The following is an 18,055-nucleotide window of genomic DNA, read 5'->3' on the forward strand; positions in this document are numbered from 1 at the left end:
TGACTTGTCCCTGACAGCTGCAGCTGCCAGTGTAGACGCCCATCGGGTGACCAGCTTCCGCTTGGTCCCTGCACTAAAGACTTTCAAGGGGTGTTTCAACGGACCCGCCGGAGGATGCGTTATGTCTTCCGGTAGCCCCGCCCAGCCCACGCCGAACTGACGGTCGCTCCGCCAGCTGCCCGTGTACGTGGACACGAGATAATCTTAGGGCTGGCGGAACCAGGGGGAATAAGTTTTTGATGCAAACGCGACGAACGACAGCGTATCTCCGAAAAGTGGAAACCGGTTTTCGGATAAAGATATGCAAAAACAAAGACTAGAGCGCGTTCCGTTTGATTGAATTCAATCAAACGACAAGAATTCGCTGAAAGTAAAGAAATTAGAGCGTGAGGCGTGAATGCAAATGAACGCAACACGCTCTAAAGCAGTTCAGGTATTTCAATTTAAATGCGAACTGCTTTAAGGCATCAACCGCTCAAGAAACGGAGCAACAACCGGGCCCCAGACTTTAGGACCCTCATCCCTCAGGAAGAGATCATGACCGTTCTCGCCCTCAAGCGGCAAAATGGCAAGCTCTTGCTTTGCATCACTTTCTGATGTGTAGGCCTTAAAAAATAACTTGGCTAACTTCGGGCTATAGAACTCATCATTTTCCGTATAAATCCAGAGTACGGGCAGTTTTGCGTTTGAGCCATACTCTCTGAAAACACGCTCCATCAGCTCCGCATGAGCCAATTCATTGCGGTTGATAGTCGCGGATCCAGGCGCAAACGCAATAACACCGCGAACGCCTTTTGGGGCCTTGCCAGCCGTTGCAAGAACACTATTTCCACCTGCTGAAAATCCAACAAGAACAATATGATCAGCAACCACAAACGGCTGATCCTGAAAGTACCCCACAGCACTAGTGATATCATGGGCACGCTCATCAATGAGCTTGATTAAGCGAGGTGAATTTTCATTCTCAACAACAGAACGCTGCCCCTCTGAGCGTCCGTAGCCTCTGCGAATAACAACAGCAACAGCGTATCCTCGCGCAAGAAACCACCTGATTGCAGCGTCAGGACGGAAATCATAAGGACCATCACGAGGAGCACTCCGAGCCGCCCCATGAGTAAAGACCGCCAGCGGAAAAGGCCCTTCTCCATCCGGCTTGAAGGTGGTCGCATCCAAAGTGATCGTCCTACTGCCGTCTTCCAACTCAACCGGAACCCGCCAAATCTGCATATTCAGTTCACCAAGCGGCTCACTGATGGGACCACCCTTTTGATGCGGCGATTGCGCCAAAGAGGCTTGCGCGAAAAACAAGAAAACCAAAACGAACAAACTGGTGATGAAACCCGAGACCACGTCCCGCTTACAGAGCCTATAAAACATCTCGCCCTCACTTGAATTACAATTGCATTACAATACAATTACAAATGAAGCACGATTCTCACACAACTGCAAGCTGGATTATTCAAGACAGAAAGACGAGAAAATATAGGACTTGGGGCGCTTCTCGGAACATTGATGAAACGACAGTGTATCTCCGAAAAGTGGAGACCGGTTTTCGGATAAAGATACGCAAAAACAAAGGCTAAAGCAGTTCAGGTGTTTCAGCCTAAATGCGAACTGCTTTAGTTCAACGGCTCATCACCGCTCTTCTTCTCATGCTCAAGATCGATCACACCGCGTTCTAGCGGGCCGTTGTAAAGGATGTCTTTGTTCTTATCAATCCAGACAAGAATTTCGGCAACAGCTGCAAACATGTCTTGCGGAATGAGCTCTTCAATCTCCACTTCCGCATGCAACATACGGGCAAGCTTCACATTGGCAAAAATTGGCACACCTGCCGCCTCAGCTTCTGTACGCATCTTAAGCGCGGTCAGATCAAGCCCCTTGGCAACCACCAACGGTACAGCAACCTCATCCGGGCGATAGGAAATGGCAACCGCGTAGTGCGTCGGGTTCACCACAACAGCACTGGCTTTGCGGGTATTCTCAAGGTTGTCGCTCATGAGAATTTCCTGAGAAATCCGCTTACGCTGCCCTTTAATCTCAGGACTGCCCTCGGACTCCTTATGTTCCCGCTTCACCTCTTCCTTCGTCATCTTCAGGCTCTTGATGTGGGTGTGCTTCTGAAACATGAAATCAAGGATCGCCACACCAACAAAGGCCAGAAATGAAATCCCGAGGATCAGTTTCATAATCGCACCGCTGATATTAGCAATGCAGGGAATGCCGCAGGAGAGCGAGTTGATGTAAGCGCCAATCGCGTACTTCACTGTGAAGTAGAGCATGGTGCTGAGCAAGGCGATTTTCAGGATGGACTTGAGAACCTGCACCACCTGCTTCATGGAAAAGATGCGTTTGAACCCTTCAGCCAGACTGATCTTGCTCAGCTTAGGCATGATGCTGTCAACGGCCCAGAGAAAGCCAAACTGCACAAAGTTGCCAAAGATGCCCGCCGCAATGGCAACACCAATCAGCGGCAGCACAATGTCCATGAAAGTCGAAAAAACACCAAACACCCCTTCTCCGGCGGAGGAAGAAAAGTCTCGCCGTGTCGCCAGACTGGCCATGTCATCCATCAGGCCAACCAGCTTGGAGAAATTGCGGTCCCACGCAAACCAGAGATAAGCAATCACCGCAAACAGCGAGATGGTGGTCGTCACCTCGGTACTCTTGGCCACCTGCCCTTTTTCACGAGATTCACGCTCTCGTTTGGGGGTGGGAAGTTCGGTTTTTTCACCAGCACTCTGCCCACTCATGGACGGACCTCAAGCTTTTGATCCTGATAAATATCCTTGCCTTTTTCAAAGATCCCGAAGATCTCGTCCGTAAACAGCTTCAGCTCAATCTGGTGCTCAGCCGCTTCTGGCAGCAGGAATGACAGATAGAACGTCAGCAGAATGACGGCCACGCCACTCTTGATCGGCATAGCAAGAATGAACACCTGAATTTGCGGATCAAACCGGCTGATAATCGCCAGTGCAAACTCTGCAAGGAACATCAGGATCACCAAAGGTGCTGCCATAACAAACATCAGGCGCATCGCATTGTCGAAGATCGACAGGATCAGCTCCGGGAAATCCTCTGGCAGAACAGGAATAAACTCTGTCACCGGAAAGATCATGTAGGAGTTATAAACCAGTGTCAGGATGAAGAAGAACCCTGGCGTCAGGAAGAGATAGAGAATGAACGCACGGGAGAACAAATCCCCGACTGGCGAGCTCTCATTCCCCAGCATCGGATCAATACTGGAGGCAACCGCAGCACCGCGCTGGTTGTCAATCAATGTCCCGGCGGACTGGACAGCCCAAAGCAGACAAGAGATTGTATAGCCAATCAGAAACCCGATGGCATACTCCTTGAAGAAGTAGACAACAAACATCGATCCGGTTGGCGAAAACCCGTCCACATACTGCAGGTTATAGGGGTACAGCGGGATCGCAATCACCATCACAACCACATTACGCGCCATGCGCGACATCAACGTGGCATTGAAGATCTGTGATGTGGCAAACACCGCAAAAATACGCGGAAACGTCAGCAACAAAACAAGGAATGCATCACGATGGACTGTGGTGATCTCCGCAAGCAGGTTCATTGGCGTTACCTGACCAAGGTCGGGAAATCATCAAACAAGGCCTGCGTAAAGCCAATGGTCTCCGAGCCAAGGAAGCTGGACATCATGAACAGCGTCAGCGCCACGGCGATCAGCTTGACCCCAAACTGGATTGTCTGCTCCTGCATCTGCGTCAAAGCCTGCAACAGCGACACAGCAAGGCCGACAAGCGAGGCAACAATGATTGGCGGCAAAGACAGCATCATCACAAGGATCATCGCCTCGGAAATGCGGTAGACGGCGTCTTCAGGGGACATAAGCTACTCCTCACATTTCCGGCTAAACGTAGGTCTTGATGAGACCGAGGATCAAACGCGACCACCCATCCACGGCCACAAACAGGAACAGTTTAAACGGCAGGGAAATCGTCAGCGGCGACACCATCATCATGCCCATGGCAAGCAGGATGTTGGAAACAACAAGATCAATCGCAAGGAACGGCAGATACAGCAGGAACCCGATCTCAAACGCCTCACGCAACTGCGAAACGGTATAGGCCGGCAGCAGAATTGCGATGCTGTCCTCTGTCATACTTGCGGAAATATCAGCAGGCCACAACTGACGGGACGCTTCAAGGAAGAACGCCTTTTCCTTGCTGTCCGCATGTTTAGCCAGAAAATCTTCAAGCGGCCCCTTAGCAGCAACAAAGGTGGCCTTCATCTCCTCCACCGTGGTGATGGAGAGGTTTCCTTGCTCTACGATCTCAAATGTCTGCAAAAAGACCGGCAGCATGATGTAGCCGGACAAAATGATAGCCAGCGCATTCAACGCCATATTAGGCGGAATCTGCTGCACACCAAGCGCGTTACGCACCAGCAGCAGCACCACCGAAAGCTTGATAAAGGATGTGGCGACAATGGCCAGAAACGGAACAAGGGCCACAACCACAAGCACTAATATGAGCGAGAATGGATCAGACGTCATCAGCAAATCTCAGATTGGGCACCTTTGGGCACCTCTGGTTATGTTAGGCTTTGGCGTGACCGAAAGCAGTTTTAAAGGCCGGTGCCCCGGTCAGTTTTGGAAATGCGCAGCGCAACCCGCTCGTCAATCTGCACCAGATGCCCCTTGGCAATGCGCTTGCCCGCAGCTCGCACATAAACCGGTGTCTCTTCATTGAGCGCAGGCACATCAATGTTCACCAGCGATCCCGCCGCCCAGCTTTCCAGCTCGGCAATAGAGATCTCGCGCTCATCAACTTCAAACCGCACCGGCACTGTCATCTGCGACAGATCAATGGAGCCAATTTCCTCAGCATCACTCACCTGTTCCGCATTCGCTTCTTCGGTTAGCTCACTCATACCGTTCACACTCTCAATTCGTTCGCAGCCCCATCCTTGCTCAACCAGCACCAGATGATGTCGGCTCAGCGGCCCGTCCACGGTGATCCGTTGCCCCAGCGCGGGCGCATCCAGCACCACTAGATCCCCAATGCGCAGACTGGAAACCTCAGCGGTTGGCAACGGCGCTTCACACAGCGTCAGGCAGATGGAGGTGTTCAACTGTTCACGCACCGCGCGCCACGCAGGCTGCGCGGTCAGCGGCAAATCTCCAAGAAAACCGGAGAGCGAGTCAGGCCGCACACCAACTTTGGCCAACACAGGCGCACCGCCAATTTCGCCATATCGCACAGCAAACCAGTTAAGCTGCTCCAGTTCACGCGCTGGCAACAAGGCAGATACAGCCTGCAACGGCAGCTCACTCTGGATCTTCGTAAAATCAGCAGGCAATTCATTGCGCAAGTTAGAAACAATGCCTTCAACCAGAGCATTGCGAAGTCCGTCTTCCAGCTCAAGAACATCCGCATAAGCGAGCGGCACATTCAGCTGTGCAGCAAACGGAAAGTCCTCAAGCACCAGCAGAGCTGTTGCACCAGACGCACTGCGCAGCACACTCCCTTGCGCAAAAGCGGAAGGCGCTTCACTCACCTGAAAATTCAGCGTGTGCGTGCTCTCAACCGTAATGTCCTGCTCCGCGTAGCTCAAAGCTGCGTTCCAGTAGGCCAACGGGTCAGTTTTGGATTGATAATTCAAGGATGTCATGAGCTTGTGCTGTTCCCCGCAAAGATGGAGGACAGACCTCCCATTGAAGACGAACCAGCATCAACACTTTCAATCTCCTGCTGTTCCAGTCGATCAAGAATGCGGATTTTCCGGTCAGGAAACCGCTGCTGCAAAGTGCTCATGAGCCCCTGCGCTGCAGCCTGAACTTCACCAGCAACCCGGTCACCACTCACGCGCTCCAGCACAACAGCCAGACCGCCTTGTGTTGTCATAACTTTCAGTCCCGCAAGGCCAAACCGGTTGGCATCAAGGGTCAGGCTCAAGACGCGTCCATCACTTTTGTCTGCCATGGCCTCTGTGCGCATAGCCTGTTCAATCTGGTTCGCAATCGCACTCATCGCCTTATCGACACGCGCCTCAGTACTCGCCTGACGCACGGAGCTGAACAGCTCGGACGGATTGGAAACGGAAATACTGCGGGCTTCAGCGGGATCAGACGCGGCCAGCAACCGGGCATGGCTCAAGTCAAGCGGGTCAGTCTGCCCTTGCTCGGAACCTTCGCCCTCCTCCTGAAAAGCACCCTTTCCATGAACTGGAACAGACTTGCCTTCGGCGCTGCGCAACTGTTCCTGAAACAAGCTGACATCCTGCCGGTTCAACCCCTCAGAAAATTTGTTGCCCTGCTGCTTGCCAGACGTTTTGCCATGCTCACGAGGTTGCTTACCACGTATATTTTCAAGATTTTGCTGCTGCTCAAGTGGCTGCGAACCCTGAGAAACTTTCATAATTCCACTTGCCTTCGCCCGGAAAACTGCTCCTCGATCTCCTGCTCCTCCGCAGCCTCCATTAAGGCATTGGTCTCAACCCGAAGATCATCCGCAACCTTTCCATACTTATCTTTGATGCGAAGTGCTTTTTGATACTCAAGGCGGGCAGCATCCGCATTTTTAAGCGCACGATCATAAACATAGGCCGCGCGTTCCGCTGCGTCCTCCAGCTTTTTGACCGCACTTTCAAGGATCTGTGCCTGCTCTTTCACTTTATCGAGATCATCCGTTGAAATGACCTTCTTAATGATCTCCAGATAAAGCGCATCCTGCTTGGCTGGTAGCGCGGCACGTTCATCTGCCGCAACTTGCCGCTTGTGCTCCAGCTGCTCTTTGGCACGCCGAACCTTCTCCAGCTCCGCATTAAGCGCCCGCTGAGCCTTCTGCTCCTTAAGTGTCTTGACGAGGTGAAGCTTTTTGATTTGGTTGATCACGCAACAGTGCTCTTCAGTTTGCTCAACGCCTCATCAAAGCCATTAAACTCATCTGTCCTTTGCTGCAAAAACTCTTTGATCGGCTTGTTTTTCGCAATCGCCAGATCAGCTTCCGTGTCAGCCCCCTTCTGGTACTCACCAATCTGCACCAGAAGCTCAACCTCTTCATACTTTGCCAGCAGCGAATTCACCTTGCCAGACATCTCGCGATGTTCAGGCGTAGTAACCGCTGTCATTACACGGCTTTTGGAATTCAAAATGTCAATGGCAGGATAATGGTTCGCCGCTGCCAGCTTGCGCGATAACACAATATGCCCGTCCAGAATGGAGCGGGTCTCATCAGAAACCGGCTCATTCATATCATCGCCTTCCATCAGCACCGTATAGAACGCGGTGATCGAGCCTTTGTCGTTCATCCCCGCACGTTCCATCAGGCGCGGCAGCGTGGCAAAAACAGAAGGCGGGAAACCACGACGGGTCGGCGGCTCACCAACAGCGAGGCCAATCTCACGCTGCGCACGTGCAAAGCGGGTCACGGAATCCATCAGCAACAGCACGCGCTTGCCCTGGTCGCGGAAGTACTCTGCAATCGAGGTTGCAACAAACGCTGCTTTCGAACGTTCCAGGGAACTCTTGTCAGAAGTGGCAACAACCACAACGGACTTCTTCATCCCCTCAGGCCCAAGATCATGCTCGATGAACTCGCGTACCTCTCGGCCACGTTCACCAATCAGCGCCAGCACGGTCACATCAACAGCAGCGCCCTTCACCAGCATCGCCATCAACGTGGACTTACCACCACCAGCAGAAGCAAAAATGCCCATGCGCTGGCCTTCGCCGGTGGTCAGCATGCTATCAATGGCACGCACCCCCATTGGCAGTGGCTTGTCGATAATCCGGCGCTGCATAGGATCCGGCGGTTCCTGGTTGACCGGATAATGCGTTGCAGGCGTAAACTCTCGGTCCAGCCCATCAATAAAGTTGCCCATGCCATCCAGAACCCGGCCAAGCAACCCATCACCAACAGGAACAGATTGCACATGCCCCGTCGGACGAACTTCGGTGTCCGGCCCTACGCCATAAAGCTCACCAATGGGTGACAGCAGCGCTTCATCATCATGAAACCCGACCACTTCTGCCATAAGTTTGCGGCCTGTTGAGCGTGTGTAAAGCTCAGCAATTTCGCCAATCTCCACCTTTGGCACCACTGCATGGATGAGTGTACCCACCACTTTACGGACACGGCCTGTCAGCGGATAAGGGTCAACATCTGTGGCAGCTTTGACAAGCGCACGACCAAGCCGCGGCACTCCGGATCCAATCTGGTTGCGCCGGTCTTCAACATGCTCAGCAGGTTCAATGAGAGATGCCATTACACCTCCGAAGATCGCTTGGAGGGTGCTTGAGCAGATGAGGTACGACGCAGGATCTCTTCAATTTCCTCCAGCCGAACCTGCAAGTTGCCATCAACGCGGCCAACAGGTGCGTCCAGTACAATGTGAGCCCCCTGCAAGTCGCCATCCTCGACGATTTCAAGAAACTCGACCTGCTTGAAACCATCAGTGATCGCACCACTCATGGCCATCGCTTGGGAGTACATTTCCGGTGCAACATGCAATCGCACACGCTTTTCAGCGCGCAGTGATTTCAGCATACTGCGAGCCATCAGGCGAACGCGCTCAGCATCATCAAACTCATCCAGCAAACGACGCAGCAGCGTGATGGTCACCGTAACAACATCATGCTCCACTTCACGCAAGCGCGTGTCGAGCAGTTCTTGCTCACCAAGGATGCGTTCACAGGCTTCAGATTGCGCTTTACGCACACCATCTTCATAGCCCTGCTTTTGCTGTTCCTCATAAACGCGCGTCGCATCCTGCAGAATTTCCTCTGCCTTGCGCTGCGCATTTGCAATGATCTGGTCAGCCGTTTCAATGGAAGCAAATTCAGCTTCCTTAATGATGTGCGTGCCTGGCGTCAGGTTTACGCCCAGCTCTTTCAGTCTATAAATGCTCGCCATTGTGGCAATCTCCGACGCAAATACTGGACAAAATGCTCTTGCTGCTCTGCTCGCATCACCTGCAAACGAGCGCTAAGTTTTTCGTTGAGTTCATTGGAAAAGCGAAGACGAACAAGCGGCTCAAGTTTCGCATCAACAGCATTGACGAAAGCCAAAATGCCCTCTGCGCCAACAAGTGTCAGCGCCTGCAAAGCCTCTTCATCACTTCCGCGGCATAGATGATGGAATGCCTCATCATTCTCGCTTTCATAGCCAAGCGAGCTGAAGAAGAACGCCACATCGCGAATGGCGATATCAAAAACCTCTTCACCAAAAAGGGCTTCCATACGCTGACAGTCATTCTTCAGCACAAGGCGCCCGATCATTTCATGAAGTCTGGCAATTGCGATGATGCGCATGACGCCGCCAAAATCTTCAGCACCCAAACTGCACAACATCAGTGCAAGCCGGGCCTGCTCTGAGACTGCCAGAGTTGACGTAACCGCCACATCAGCAGCAAGCGCAGTAAGCCCAAGCTTTTGCGAGACATGCGTGTTCAAAGACCTCTGAAAATCCTCCTGCCCAGCCAGACCACGCAGCACGTTCAACTCAAGGCCGGCAGCTGTCAGGTGGTCATCATGCGCAAAGGAAAGAGGGTTCAGCAAAGACGCAGCAAGTCTGGCCTGAAGCGGCCAGACTGCGGAGTGATGTGGAGTGCCTGTCATCATGCCAGTCCCCTGCTACTAAGCAAGTTCTTCAGGCAGAAGCTCGTCGTCGTCTCCACCCTTGGCTTTTTTGCCGCCGGAGCTGATCTGCTTGAACAGCAAATAGCCAACGCCACCAATCAACAGCAGCAATACGATGCCCACGGCGCCAAGGATCTGCCAGAACATACCGGCGTCATCGCGTGCAATGCGCAAGCCCGGGAACACGGCCTCATACTCTTGCGCTGAGCGCTGTGAGATTGGCTTCAGCTCACGTGCTGGAACAAGCGCAACAGAAACGCTGGCGTATTCAACACCCTCAATCGCATTACTGACCAAGCGCTTGATCTGAGGGATCAGAAATTCAATATCGAACTCCGGGCGATGCTTGATGAAGATCGCAGCAGAAGAAGGCTTCACCTCTTCGCCAAGATCCGCCTTTTCCGGCAAAACGATGTGAACGCGGGCAGAAACAATACCATCGATCTCGGTAATGGTCTCAGCCACTTCCTCACTCAACGCGTAGATAAAACGAATACGCTCTTCAAATGGCGAGGAGATAATGCCGGATTTCTGGAAGACCTGACCGAGCGTGTCACGCGTACGTTTCGGCAAACCATTCGCATTCAAAATTGTGACGGCACGCTGAATATCGTCGTCATCCACCTGCAAGGTGACAAGACCATCTCCCAGACCAACTTTCTGAGCAGACACACCATTTTCCAGCAGCAGGCTGAGCATGGTGTTTGCCTCCTGCTCAGAAAGGTTGGTGTAAAGATCTGTGTTGCAGGCAGCCAAACCAATCACCATGCCCACAATTGTAATAAAACGCCGAATATTCATTTAGACTTTCACTATACCTACTGAATGCGCAGTCTTAATCAACGCATCAAAGCGTCCAAGCCTTGCGTGGTTTTGCCTGCAATTTTCGAGCTCACATCAACCAGCAAAGAGTAGTTCGCCACTTCGATCTGCATGTTGATCAGCTTGTCAAAGTGACTGAGTTTGCCACCTTCAGAAATTGCATTGATGTTGGAACTGGTCTCGGCAAAAACACCCCTGACCTTGGCCAACCCGTCAATAACGAAGTTACTGTCCGTCGGATTGACGGAAGCGATTTGTGTTGGTGCTGAAACAGCTGCCACGTTCTGGGCAGCATTAACTTGCTCCACTCCGCCAATGACCACATTGCCATTTACGATTTGCCCGGCCACAGGCGGTTGCACGCCCCCGGCAGCATTGAGTGCTGTCTGGAACTGGTCCTCAAGACCGGTAACATCGCCTGTTGAACCACCGGCTGACGGGGCTCCGCCCTGCAGCGCCTGCTGCAGATGAGAGGTGAGTGCGCTGTCCAATACTGTTGCCATGAATGCTCCTCACGTATTACTGAAACTAAGGTAAACTGAGCCGGACGCCCCTTAACGGGACATCATCGCGCTTACTGGACTGGCGAGTTCGTCTCTGGAGGACAGAGCCTGCGCAGCAATTTCCGCGCACGGCGTACCAGCTGCCATCTCACAAACTTCGCTCAGGATTTCGCAGGCCGTATCAATCTCGCCCTTACGCAGCAGCGCCAGCCCGCGATACGTCTGGATGGTATCTGTCGGCGGTGCGTTTTCCAGACAGAGCAAGGCTTCATCCACATTGCCGCGCGTCATTGCAGCAAGGCTTCGCCCCAAAGGACCTGCCTCCTGATCCGGTCGCATCACCTGGAATGCTTTGAAAATGGAGTCAGCATGTTCTGCAAGACCATAGGAGACAGCAATAAAACCAAGCTCCGCGAGCACCTTTACGGTTTCACTATCAAAATCTTCTGTGTTCATTCCACCCTCACTCCAAAGCTTGCATGCGACCTGCTAGATTCAAAGAGCAAGCCGCATACCAATTCTTGTTGTCAGTTGATCGAATAGATTTCGCTATTCAAACCTAACGATTATTGAAGAGAGGCATCCCGCTTTGGCGGAACTGGTGGAATGTCACCAGCTGCTGGCTTGGGCAATGGAGCCGGTCTTCCGTCCCTCGTTAGATTTCCGTAGATCGCCTGATCATCACCAAGAAGCACATCAGAATACTCACTGCTGTTCTCTACAGCACTCTCCACCCCTGAATTTACGTAGAGCGGTTCATTGTTCACAGTGCTCACCTTCTCTCCCCAGCGAGAATCTGCCTGAGACTGATCTATAGTCGCGTAAGTCTCATCAAGCAGGAAACTGCCCGGCTCCGCCAACGGTCCGGTATTGAAGTTTAGCCTGTTGTATGGATTCTCATTCTCGATGACCTGACGATCGATATCAGCCAGAACGCCAGCAGCTTCCCTACGCTCATTTGCTGCGGCTTCTTGCAACTGATTTGGCGTGTAATGCCTAAGGATCGGCGCGCCTTCTTTATCACCACCACGTTTGTTAACCGCGGCATACTGCTGATCCCCAAGTTCTGGCTTATTCAGCTCGCCTTCAAAGCGAACAGTTGCATACTCCTCTTCGTCAGGCACACCTTCCCCGCCAAGCAAGCTATATCCGTCACCCGACACATCAGAGTAAGCTGAGCCGTAAAGTGAGTTAGGCAGAACAACAGCGCCATCCCGATCAATGAAGCGACCACCGCCAGGATTGACTGAGATTTCATCGTACACACTGGCATCCGACAAAGCCTCGCTAACCAACGTATTGATCGTCGTGCTCAATTCTTGCAGTGCTCCAAAACGCACGTCATTGCTGTGATATGTTGGCTTGCTTTGAACCTTGTCAAAGGCCGCGGTCAGAATATCACCTGTCTTCGCCTGATGGTTTTGAAGCCCACCTTTTTCTAAACCTGCAGAGATCTCATTCTTTGCCAACTGCGTGAAGACATGCCAGTTGTTCAGCTTTTTGTCGTGGGTTTGCAACGCATTCCCAAACAGTTTGCCACCAGTCAGCTTGGCGAAACTTGCTTTGGAAACCTTACTACTTCCATCCTTTGTGTCTGCGCTGTAGATGGTTTCACCATCTTTGATATCACCACCAGTAACGCGAACCTGCGCATTGTCTTTAACAAAGTCCTTGTTTGCTTGATGGTCTATCTGCGCCAAAACATCAGATAATTGACTACTACTGGAAAAGCTAACTCCGGTCATTATTGCCTCCGCATTCCATAAGCCTCAAACGGCTCGTTACCTGTAAATTCTTGAGCTTAGAATGCACGTGTGAGACATACAGCTGAGTGCCGTTGGTCACAGCCAACGATGTTTCCTGCAGAAAAAACATCAAAACACGATTTGGTTATTCCTCGTTATCTCAATAGCTTAGCGTTAAGTGTCAAACAGCACAAAGGCCGATCCATTCAGAACCGGCCTCTCAGAAATAGATGACGTATGAAGAGTAGGAGCTAAGCAACCGCCATCTGACGGGCAATTGCTCTCATCTCAAGCTCTTCCCAGACCCGCATTTGTTCATTAAAGCTGCGCATCTGATCGTTAGAGGCCGAAATACTCTCCCTATCTGCAGAGCCGAACGCTTTGATCATGATTTCAGCCAGAACCTCATCAGAAGTTTCGTCCTGAACGCAACCACTGGTCCGCACGAGGTACGCCAGCCCAAGCTCAATCTTCTCCTCCGCTTCATCAAATATCTTCGCTGCAATGGAAAAGACCGGAGCCGATGGAAGTACATCCATGACGATGGCATTAATGCGTGTGAGTTCACCAAAACTTAAAGCAGCTTCTGAAGGCCCTCTATCACCAAACGCCTGCTGAATGATCGCCATCATGTACTCAAACACATCGCAATCATGCGCTTTGATCTGGTTTTCAATCAGGACTTCAAAATCATACCAGGTCCCGGCATCTTCAACATCATGCACTTGCTGCTCAAATGCCTCTGCTTTTGCAGTCAAAAACCTGCCTCTGACACCAAGCCTTCCTACCATCTTCCAGAGAGGCTGAGAGAGACTGAAAGCACGCGGCTTCACCAGCTTGGTTTGAAAGACAAGCTCATCTTCAGTTCGCCCCCGTGCCTTTTTCAGCGGAGGAATAACAAGATCAGACTTCCGGATTTTCAGATCATGTTCACTACTGAGAAGCACACTCAGCAGGTCGTTAAGTGTTGGCCTTGAAGGAAGAACAAGGTCAATCATAAAGCATCATTCCAGTTTTGTTGTTATTGTGTTGGCGCAGTTGAAGCACTGCGAACCGTGCGAATTGCATGTGAGTTTTTCGTCTGGTAATCCCGATCAAACGACAGCACTTTAATCCGGCGCTCTGCGACTTTGGCTTCCTGCACTTCGCGTTCAACGGCATCGTCTTCAGCGCCAGCAAACGCATCCTCAACACGAATTTCGTGCCCGCCTTCATCGGCAACGTCACTCTCTTCACCAACCGGTGTAATCTTGGCAGCCTTGGTCTTCAGCTTGTCGCGGCTATAGGCTTTCTCGCGCACAGCTTCATCCTCATCAGGTCCACCCGTCTCCACTTCCCCCTTCTCATCAAGCAACTCACGCGATTGCTGGAGGGATAATTCAGTGGCTGATGCCTCATTCATGCTGTTGAAGCTGGACTCAAACGCAGGTTGATCATCATGCGGCACCTCTGCAGGCGGCTGAACACCTTCTCCGTGATGAGGGATGTCGCCATGCGGGCCGTCGTTACTATTCGTCGGCGATGAAGGCTGTTGCTCCAGATAATCGTCCAGATTACGCCGCCCCAACCCGGCATAAGAAAATCGGAAGTCATCATCACTGACATATCGCATCTGATTACCCGCCAGTTGAAAGCCGAGAGACGACATCAGCAACGCGCTGGAAACACCAACGGTCGCCTTTGGCTCTTCCTTGAAATTCTCGGGCAGAACAGTCACAGCGCCCTGGTTCTTCAAATAGGAACTCAGTGTCTTGAGGGAGGAGAATTTCAGCCCCTTTGGGTTGTTCTTCTCTTCCTCATAAACAAACTGGGAGATATAGCTGATGGCCTCATCAAACAGGTCCTGACGTTGATCCACGGAATCTTCATAGAGGCTCTGCGCAGCCTCATTCCTCAACAACTGATAAAACACATTCCAGTTGGAGACCTTCTGCTCTGGTCGATCTGCTTTATGCTGAAGGAAACGGGTGTGGCGCGTCACAGCGCGGCAAAGTCCAAGCACTTTTTCACTAAGCCCGTCCCCGTTTTCACGAGAGACTGTGGCCTTGTAAAGCACCTCACCATTTTTGCTCGCACTTCGGGTCAGGCTCACACGGGCATCCTGAACCGACTTACCCGAAGTAGCAGCCTCAAGGCGTGCGACCACATTGGTGTAACGATCATTTTGAGAAAAGAGGATTTCAGTCATTGTGGCCCGCCAGATACCGACAGCCGCCAAACCACCCTCCTCAGGATCAGTCACAGGATACTGTCTTAAATTTTTGGAGAAAGAAACGTTTAAGCCCCATGGAAGGAGCTAGGATTTTTAGAGGCTTATCAGAGAAGCCGGTTCAAACAGGTCATGTTCATCATCGTCAGCTGCGCTTTCAGCCAACCCGCCCATTTCACGAACAATCTTCAGCCAGCCAGCCGAAACATCAGCAAATGCCAACACAAACTTGGCAAGTTTTTGAGCATCCCAGGCAACAGCACGAAGGTCATTATGCATGACCAGCGCATCGTTTTCGATCAGCACCAGACGCATACCGCCTGACTGGAAGCTTTGCGTGTTGTAAACGAGAACCAGCTCCAGGATCCGGTCTCTCTGCACCGCTGTCAGCTCACACAAACGCGCAGAAACACAGATACGATCACTGTCTGTAACCAGCTTAAATTTCAATGAGAATGCATCCAGGTCAACAACACGAATAGATGGATCCTGTTCATCTTCTTGTGGTTTCACGCCTAATATCTGGCATGCATCATTGAGCAATTTATCGAGCATTGGGGTACTCCGCTTCCTTACTTTCTTGCAGACAACACTGCCAGAAAACGCAGAAACACTAAGTGCTAAACGATACAGTTTGAATAAGATGCAACCTCAATCCGCATTATTTTTCATTGATTATTCAAAAGCCTAGCAGATACAGAAAGAATGAATTTCTCTCACCATCCTACAACTTGAAAAAGAAATCCCCCAGAACACCAAAGCGCTCCAGGGGATACATCTGTCAGTTCAAAGCAGCTTAGAAAGAAGACAGCTCACGGCGCAGTTTTTGCGTAATGTTCTGCAATTCAGACTGCTTGCGAACAACACGCGGTGTAATCATCACCAACAGCTCAGTCCGTCTCGTGTCGCTAGAGGTATTGTCTTTAAACAACTCACCAAACACTGGAATCTTCCGCAGGATCGGCACTCCAGACTCGCCATTTGACTTCCGCTCCTGAATGAGGCCGCCGAGCAGAATCGTCCGTCCGGATTCAACAACAATGTCCGAGTTGATGGTTCTCGTGGAAATGGTTGGTGTCAACGAGGCTTGGGTTTTATTTTCGACCACATCACTCACCTCCTGCTGGATCTGCAGCAGAACGGAGTTGTTGGAACGAATGCTCGGCTCAACTTGCAAAACAATACCGGTGTCTTTCACATCCACTTCGTTGGTCACAGTCACATTGCCGTCATTGCTAGAAGACTGGCTGCGAGACGCAAACGGCACCTGATCACCAATCACGAGGCGTGCTTTACGACCATCTAGAACAGTAAGGTAAGGAGAAGAGATCACCTTTACTTTGGTGATGTTCTGCAGAGCCTTCAACACCACATCAACACCGACGGTATTGAGTGAAAGCGCACCACCAGGACTTGCAGGGCGCGCTGCACCTTGAGCAACAGCACCAACACCACCCGCAAAGTTGCCTTTGCTCAAGTACCACTGAACACCATAGGAAAGGTTATCGTTGATGTTCACTTCAGCGATCGTCGCCTCAATTACCACCTGAGAAAGCGGCAGGTCCAGAGCCTGCACCACATCGCGGATATGTTTGAATTCTTTATAAGTTGAGTTTACCAACAATGCATTGTTCCTAGTATCAGCAACAATGCCAACTTTCTTGGCAACGGCAACACTGGCGCCACGCGTCTCGGCAATATCGTCAAACAGCTTGTTCGCGTTGTTAAAGCGGTTGTTGATTGAATCTCCACCTGGATTTACGGAAACACCAGTAGCAGAAACCGGGAACTTGCGCGCAGAAGAGCCATTACTCTGAGAAGCTTGTTTCTGTTTGTTGACTGGCGGCGCCGCAGAACCACTCCCACCTTCATTTCCAAGGATTTGCGTAAGCTGTCCTGCAATTTCATTCGCAGGCAAATACTTCAGCGAGATGATCCGCACCTTAGGCGTATCCAGAAGATTATAATCCACTTCCTTCGTAATCCGGCGCACACGCTGCAACATCTCGCGGCTCTGCACAGCCACAAGCAAAGACTGCTGCGCCTCAAGCGGAATAACGGTCAGCGGAGAATTGACCTGGTTTGGATAAAGCTGCTGAAACAGTGTGGTGATCTGCTTGGCAACCTGACTTGCTGAGCTTTGCTGCAGGCGCAACACAGACACAATCGTTTTGTCATTGTCGCGATTGTAAAGGCTGTTCACCAACTCTTCAGCCGCACCAATATCTTCTGGTCGCGCCCGAACCGCAATCTTGTTCGATCCCTCAACTGCAACAGCAGAAGCACCTGCTGGCAGGATAGCCTGCAAAACCTTCGCCGCATCACCTGGGGAAGCTGAGCGAACAGGCAAGATCCGAAGCTTCAGATCGCCCGCAGACCCAACACCAGAAAACTGCTCAATCGCCTGAATGGTTTCAGGACGGCCAATGTGGAAGATCTGGTCAATGAGCTTCAGAATATAGCCATTGCGACCCAGAAGCACACGAACCAATGATAGCATCTGGTCTTTGGCAATTGGTTTTTCCGTCTGGAACGTGACAGCACCTTCCAACGGCTCATCAATCACATAGTTGACCTGCAAAATCCCACCCAGCGTTTGCTGAATGAAATATTCCAGAGTTTCACCACGGAAGTTCAGGCGCACCACATCAGAGGTCGCCTTGGCATCACTGGATTGCGCAACGCGGATTTCCTGCCGGTTGGCGTTATTCAGCCGGGAATCTGCCAGCAAAACCTTAGCTTCTTCATCATTGAAGTAGAAAGCCGCGCCGGGTCTGCCTTTTTCCGCATTTTCACTATTCACCCAACGGGTATTGATCGCACGGCCCAACACGCCACGCGTATTGGATGCCAATCTTGGTTGACCTGAAAGGGCAAGATGGTTTTCGCGCTGGTTCTCTTCTGAAAAGAACCGCTGAAGCTGGTCAGACAACCCCGCTGGTGGGGCTGTGTTATCCCATTCCTGATCAGCTGGCTGGGTTGTGGTACACCCCAACAGGATCAAAGAAATAGAAAGTACCCCTGCTGTCTTGCGCAGCATTGAACTTAGTTTAGCACCAATCATTTCAAACCTATGCGTTCAGCACAAGCGCCCAACACGATCCCCGGGGCTAAACGAACCCGGGGCTATCGCACTTGTGCTGCCCGAACTTTATTC

General features: G+C 51.5%; 20 protein-coding genes. All 20 read right to left on the minus strand.

Annotated elements, in window-relative coordinates; all coding sequences use genetic code 11:
• The coding region (locus PsAD13_RS27960) for a hypothetical protein (protein ID WP_206599781.1) at positions 1–195 on the minus strand (195 nt) is incomplete at its 3' end.
• A 264-nt stretch (positions 196–459) separates the two neighbouring features.
• On the minus strand, positions 460–1,377 hold the full coding sequence (locus PsAD13_RS19245; protein WP_063319202.1) for an alpha/beta fold hydrolase: 918 nt from the start codon (positions 1,375–1,377) through the stop codon (positions 460–462).
• A gap of 242 nt (positions 1,378–1,619) precedes the next feature.
• Entirely contained in the window at positions 1,620–2,753 is a 1,134-nt protein-coding gene (sctU, locus tag PsAD13_RS19250; protein WP_057463729.1) for a type III secretion system export apparatus subunit SctU, read from the minus strand.
• Complete coding sequence (sctT, locus tag PsAD13_RS19255; RefSeq protein WP_057463728.1) at positions 2,750–3,592, minus strand: type III secretion system export apparatus subunit SctT; 843 nt, start codon at positions 3,590–3,592, stop codon at positions 2,750–2,752. The genes sctU and sctT overlap by 4 nt, the downstream gene beginning before the upstream one ends.
• 5 nt (positions 3,593–3,597) lie before the next feature.
• Positions 3,598–3,867, minus strand: a complete 270-nt coding sequence (gene sctS / locus PsAD13_RS19260; RefSeq protein WP_008546860.1) for a type III secretion system export apparatus subunit SctS — start codon at positions 3,865–3,867, stop codon at positions 3,598–3,600.
• A 22-nt stretch (positions 3,868–3,889) separates the two neighbouring features.
• A complete protein-coding gene (gene sctR, locus PsAD13_RS19265) occupies positions 3,890–4,534 on the minus strand; it encodes a type III secretion system export apparatus subunit SctR (protein WP_063319203.1) in 645 nt (214 codons plus the stop codon).
• A gap of 71 nt (positions 4,535–4,605) precedes the next feature.
• On the minus strand, positions 4,606–5,652 hold the full coding sequence (locus PsAD13_RS19270; protein WP_063319204.1) for a FliM/FliN family flagellar motor switch protein: 1,047 nt from the start codon (positions 5,650–5,652) through the stop codon (positions 4,606–4,608).
• On the minus strand, positions 5,649–6,398 hold the full coding sequence (locus PsAD13_RS19275) for a hypothetical protein (protein WP_063290631.1): 750 nt from the start codon (positions 6,396–6,398) through the stop codon (positions 5,649–5,651). Before PsAD13_RS19275 ends, PsAD13_RS19270 begins: the two co-directional genes overlap by 4 nt.
• The gene (locus tag PsAD13_RS19280) at positions 6,395–6,874 is read right to left on the minus strand and encodes a YscO family type III secretion system apparatus protein (protein ID WP_063319205.1); all 480 of its coding nucleotides are present in this window, start codon (positions 6,872–6,874) and stop codon (positions 6,395–6,397) included. The genes PsAD13_RS19275 and PsAD13_RS19280 overlap by 4 nt, the downstream gene beginning before the upstream one ends.
• The gene (gene sctN, locus PsAD13_RS19285) at positions 6,871–8,247 is read right to left on the minus strand and encodes a type III secretion system ATPase SctN (RefSeq protein WP_063319206.1); all 1,377 of its coding nucleotides are present in this window, start codon (positions 8,245–8,247) and stop codon (positions 6,871–6,873) included. The genes PsAD13_RS19280 and sctN overlap by 4 nt, the downstream gene beginning before the upstream one ends.
• Positions 8,247–8,894 (minus strand): type III secretion system stator protein SctL, encoded by a 648-nt coding sequence (sctL, locus tag PsAD13_RS19290; protein ID WP_063319207.1) that lies wholly within the window; start codon positions 8,892–8,894, stop codon positions 8,247–8,249. The genes sctN and sctL overlap by 1 nt, the downstream gene beginning before the upstream one ends.
• Positions 8,873–9,601, minus strand: a complete 729-nt coding sequence (locus PsAD13_RS19295) for a hypothetical protein (protein WP_063319208.1) — start codon at positions 9,599–9,601, stop codon at positions 8,873–8,875. Before PsAD13_RS19295 ends, sctL begins: the two co-directional genes overlap by 22 nt.
• A gap of 15 nt (positions 9,602–9,616) precedes the next feature.
• Positions 9,617–10,420, minus strand: coding sequence for a type III secretion inner membrane ring lipoprotein SctJ (gene sctJ, locus PsAD13_RS19300; protein WP_063319209.1), 804 nt, complete (start codon positions 10,418–10,420; stop codon positions 9,617–9,619).
• A 38-nt stretch (positions 10,421–10,458) separates the two neighbouring features.
• Positions 10,459–10,944, minus strand: coding sequence for a hypothetical protein (locus PsAD13_RS19305; RefSeq protein WP_063319210.1), 486 nt, complete (start codon positions 10,942–10,944; stop codon positions 10,459–10,461).
• 51 nt (positions 10,945–10,995) lie between these two features.
• On the minus strand, positions 10,996–11,400 hold the full coding sequence (locus tag PsAD13_RS19310) for a hypothetical protein (RefSeq protein ID WP_063319211.1): 405 nt from the start codon (positions 11,398–11,400) through the stop codon (positions 10,996–10,998).
• Between the two features lie 110 nt (positions 11,401–11,510).
• The gene (locus tag PsAD13_RS19315; RefSeq protein ID WP_063319212.1) at positions 11,511–12,689 is read right to left on the minus strand and encodes a hypothetical protein; all 1,179 of its coding nucleotides are present in this window, start codon (positions 12,687–12,689) and stop codon (positions 11,511–11,513) included.
• A 251-nt stretch (positions 12,690–12,940) separates the two neighbouring features.
• Positions 12,941–13,687: a hypothetical protein gene (locus tag PsAD13_RS19320; protein ID WP_063319213.1), complete on the minus strand. Its 747-nt coding sequence runs from the start codon at positions 13,685–13,687 to the stop codon at positions 12,941–12,943.
• Between the two features lie 23 nt (positions 13,688–13,710).
• Complete coding sequence (locus PsAD13_RS19325) at positions 13,711–14,931, minus strand: hypothetical protein (RefSeq protein ID WP_208986825.1); 1,221 nt, start codon at positions 14,929–14,931, stop codon at positions 13,711–13,713.
• 63 nt (positions 14,932–14,994) lie between these two features.
• The gene (locus PsAD13_RS19330) at positions 14,995–15,453 is read right to left on the minus strand and encodes a type III secretion system chaperone (protein ID WP_057463715.1); all 459 of its coding nucleotides are present in this window, start codon (positions 15,451–15,453) and stop codon (positions 14,995–14,997) included.
• Positions 15,454–15,694: 241 nt separating this feature from the next.
• Complete coding sequence (gspD, locus tag PsAD13_RS19335) at positions 15,695–17,962, minus strand: type II secretion system secretin GspD (RefSeq protein WP_208986826.1); 2,268 nt, start codon at positions 17,960–17,962, stop codon at positions 15,695–15,697.
• Positions 17,963–18,055 lie beyond the last annotated feature (93 nt).

It is taken from the genome of Pseudovibrio sp. Ad13, assembly GCF_001623225.1.
Lineage (GTDB): Bacteria > Pseudomonadota > Alphaproteobacteria > Rhizobiales > Stappiaceae > Pseudovibrio.

Coding starts and splice junctions, on each gene's coding strand:
- PsAD13_RS19310 (WP_063319211.1), bottom strand. CDS start 11,400: ATGAACACAGAAGATTTTGATAGTGAAACCGTAAAGGTGCTCGCGGAG.
- gspD (WP_208986826.1), bottom strand. CDS start 17,962: ATGATTGGTGCTAAACTAAGTTCAATGCTGCGCAAGACAGCAGGGGTA.
- sctJ (WP_063319209.1), bottom strand. CDS start 10,420: ATGAATATTCGGCGTTTTATTACAATTGTGGGCATGGTGATTGGTTTG.
- sctL (WP_063319207.1), bottom strand. CDS start 8,894: ATGGCGAGCATTTATAGACTGAAAGAGCTGGGCGTAAACCTGACGCCA.
- PsAD13_RS19320 (WP_063319213.1), bottom strand. CDS start 13,687: ATGATTGACCTTGTTCTTCCTTCAAGGCCAACACTTAACGACCTGCTG.
- sctU (WP_057463729.1), bottom strand. CDS start 2,753: ATGAGTGGGCAGAGTGCTGGTGAAAAAACCGAACTTCCCACCCCCAAA.
- sctS (WP_008546860.1), bottom strand. CDS start 3,867: ATGTCCCCTGAAGACGCCGTCTACCGCATTTCCGAGGCGATGATCCTT.
- sctT (WP_057463728.1), bottom strand. CDS start 3,592: ATGAACCTGCTTGCGGAGATCACCACAGTCCATCGTGATGCATTCCTT.
- PsAD13_RS19330 (WP_057463715.1), bottom strand. CDS start 15,453: ATGCTCGATAAATTGCTCAATGATGCATGCCAGATATTAGGCGTGAAA.
- PsAD13_RS19305 (WP_063319210.1), bottom strand. CDS start 10,944: ATGGCAACAGTATTGGACAGCGCACTCACCTCTCATCTGCAGCAGGCG.
- PsAD13_RS19245 (WP_063319202.1), bottom strand. CDS start 1,377: ATGTTTTATAGGCTCTGTAAGCGGGACGTGGTCTCGGGTTTCATCACC.
- PsAD13_RS19295 (WP_063319208.1), bottom strand. CDS start 9,601: ATGATGACAGGCACTCCACATCACTCCGCAGTCTGGCCGCTTCAGGCC.
- sctN (WP_063319206.1), bottom strand. CDS start 8,247: ATGGCATCTCTCATTGAACCTGCTGAGCATGTTGAAGACCGGCGCAAC.
- PsAD13_RS19315 (WP_063319212.1), bottom strand. CDS start 12,689: ATGACCGGAGTTAGCTTTTCCAGTAGTAGTCAATTATCTGATGTTTTG.
- PsAD13_RS19270 (WP_063319204.1), bottom strand. CDS start 5,652: ATGACATCCTTGAATTATCAATCCAAAACTGACCCGTTGGCCTACTGG.
- PsAD13_RS19275 (WP_063290631.1), bottom strand. CDS start 6,398: ATGAAAGTTTCTCAGGGTTCGCAGCCACTTGAGCAGCAGCAAAATCTT.
- sctR (WP_063319203.1), bottom strand. CDS start 4,534: ATGACGTCTGATCCATTCTCGCTCATATTAGTGCTTGTGGTTGTGGCC.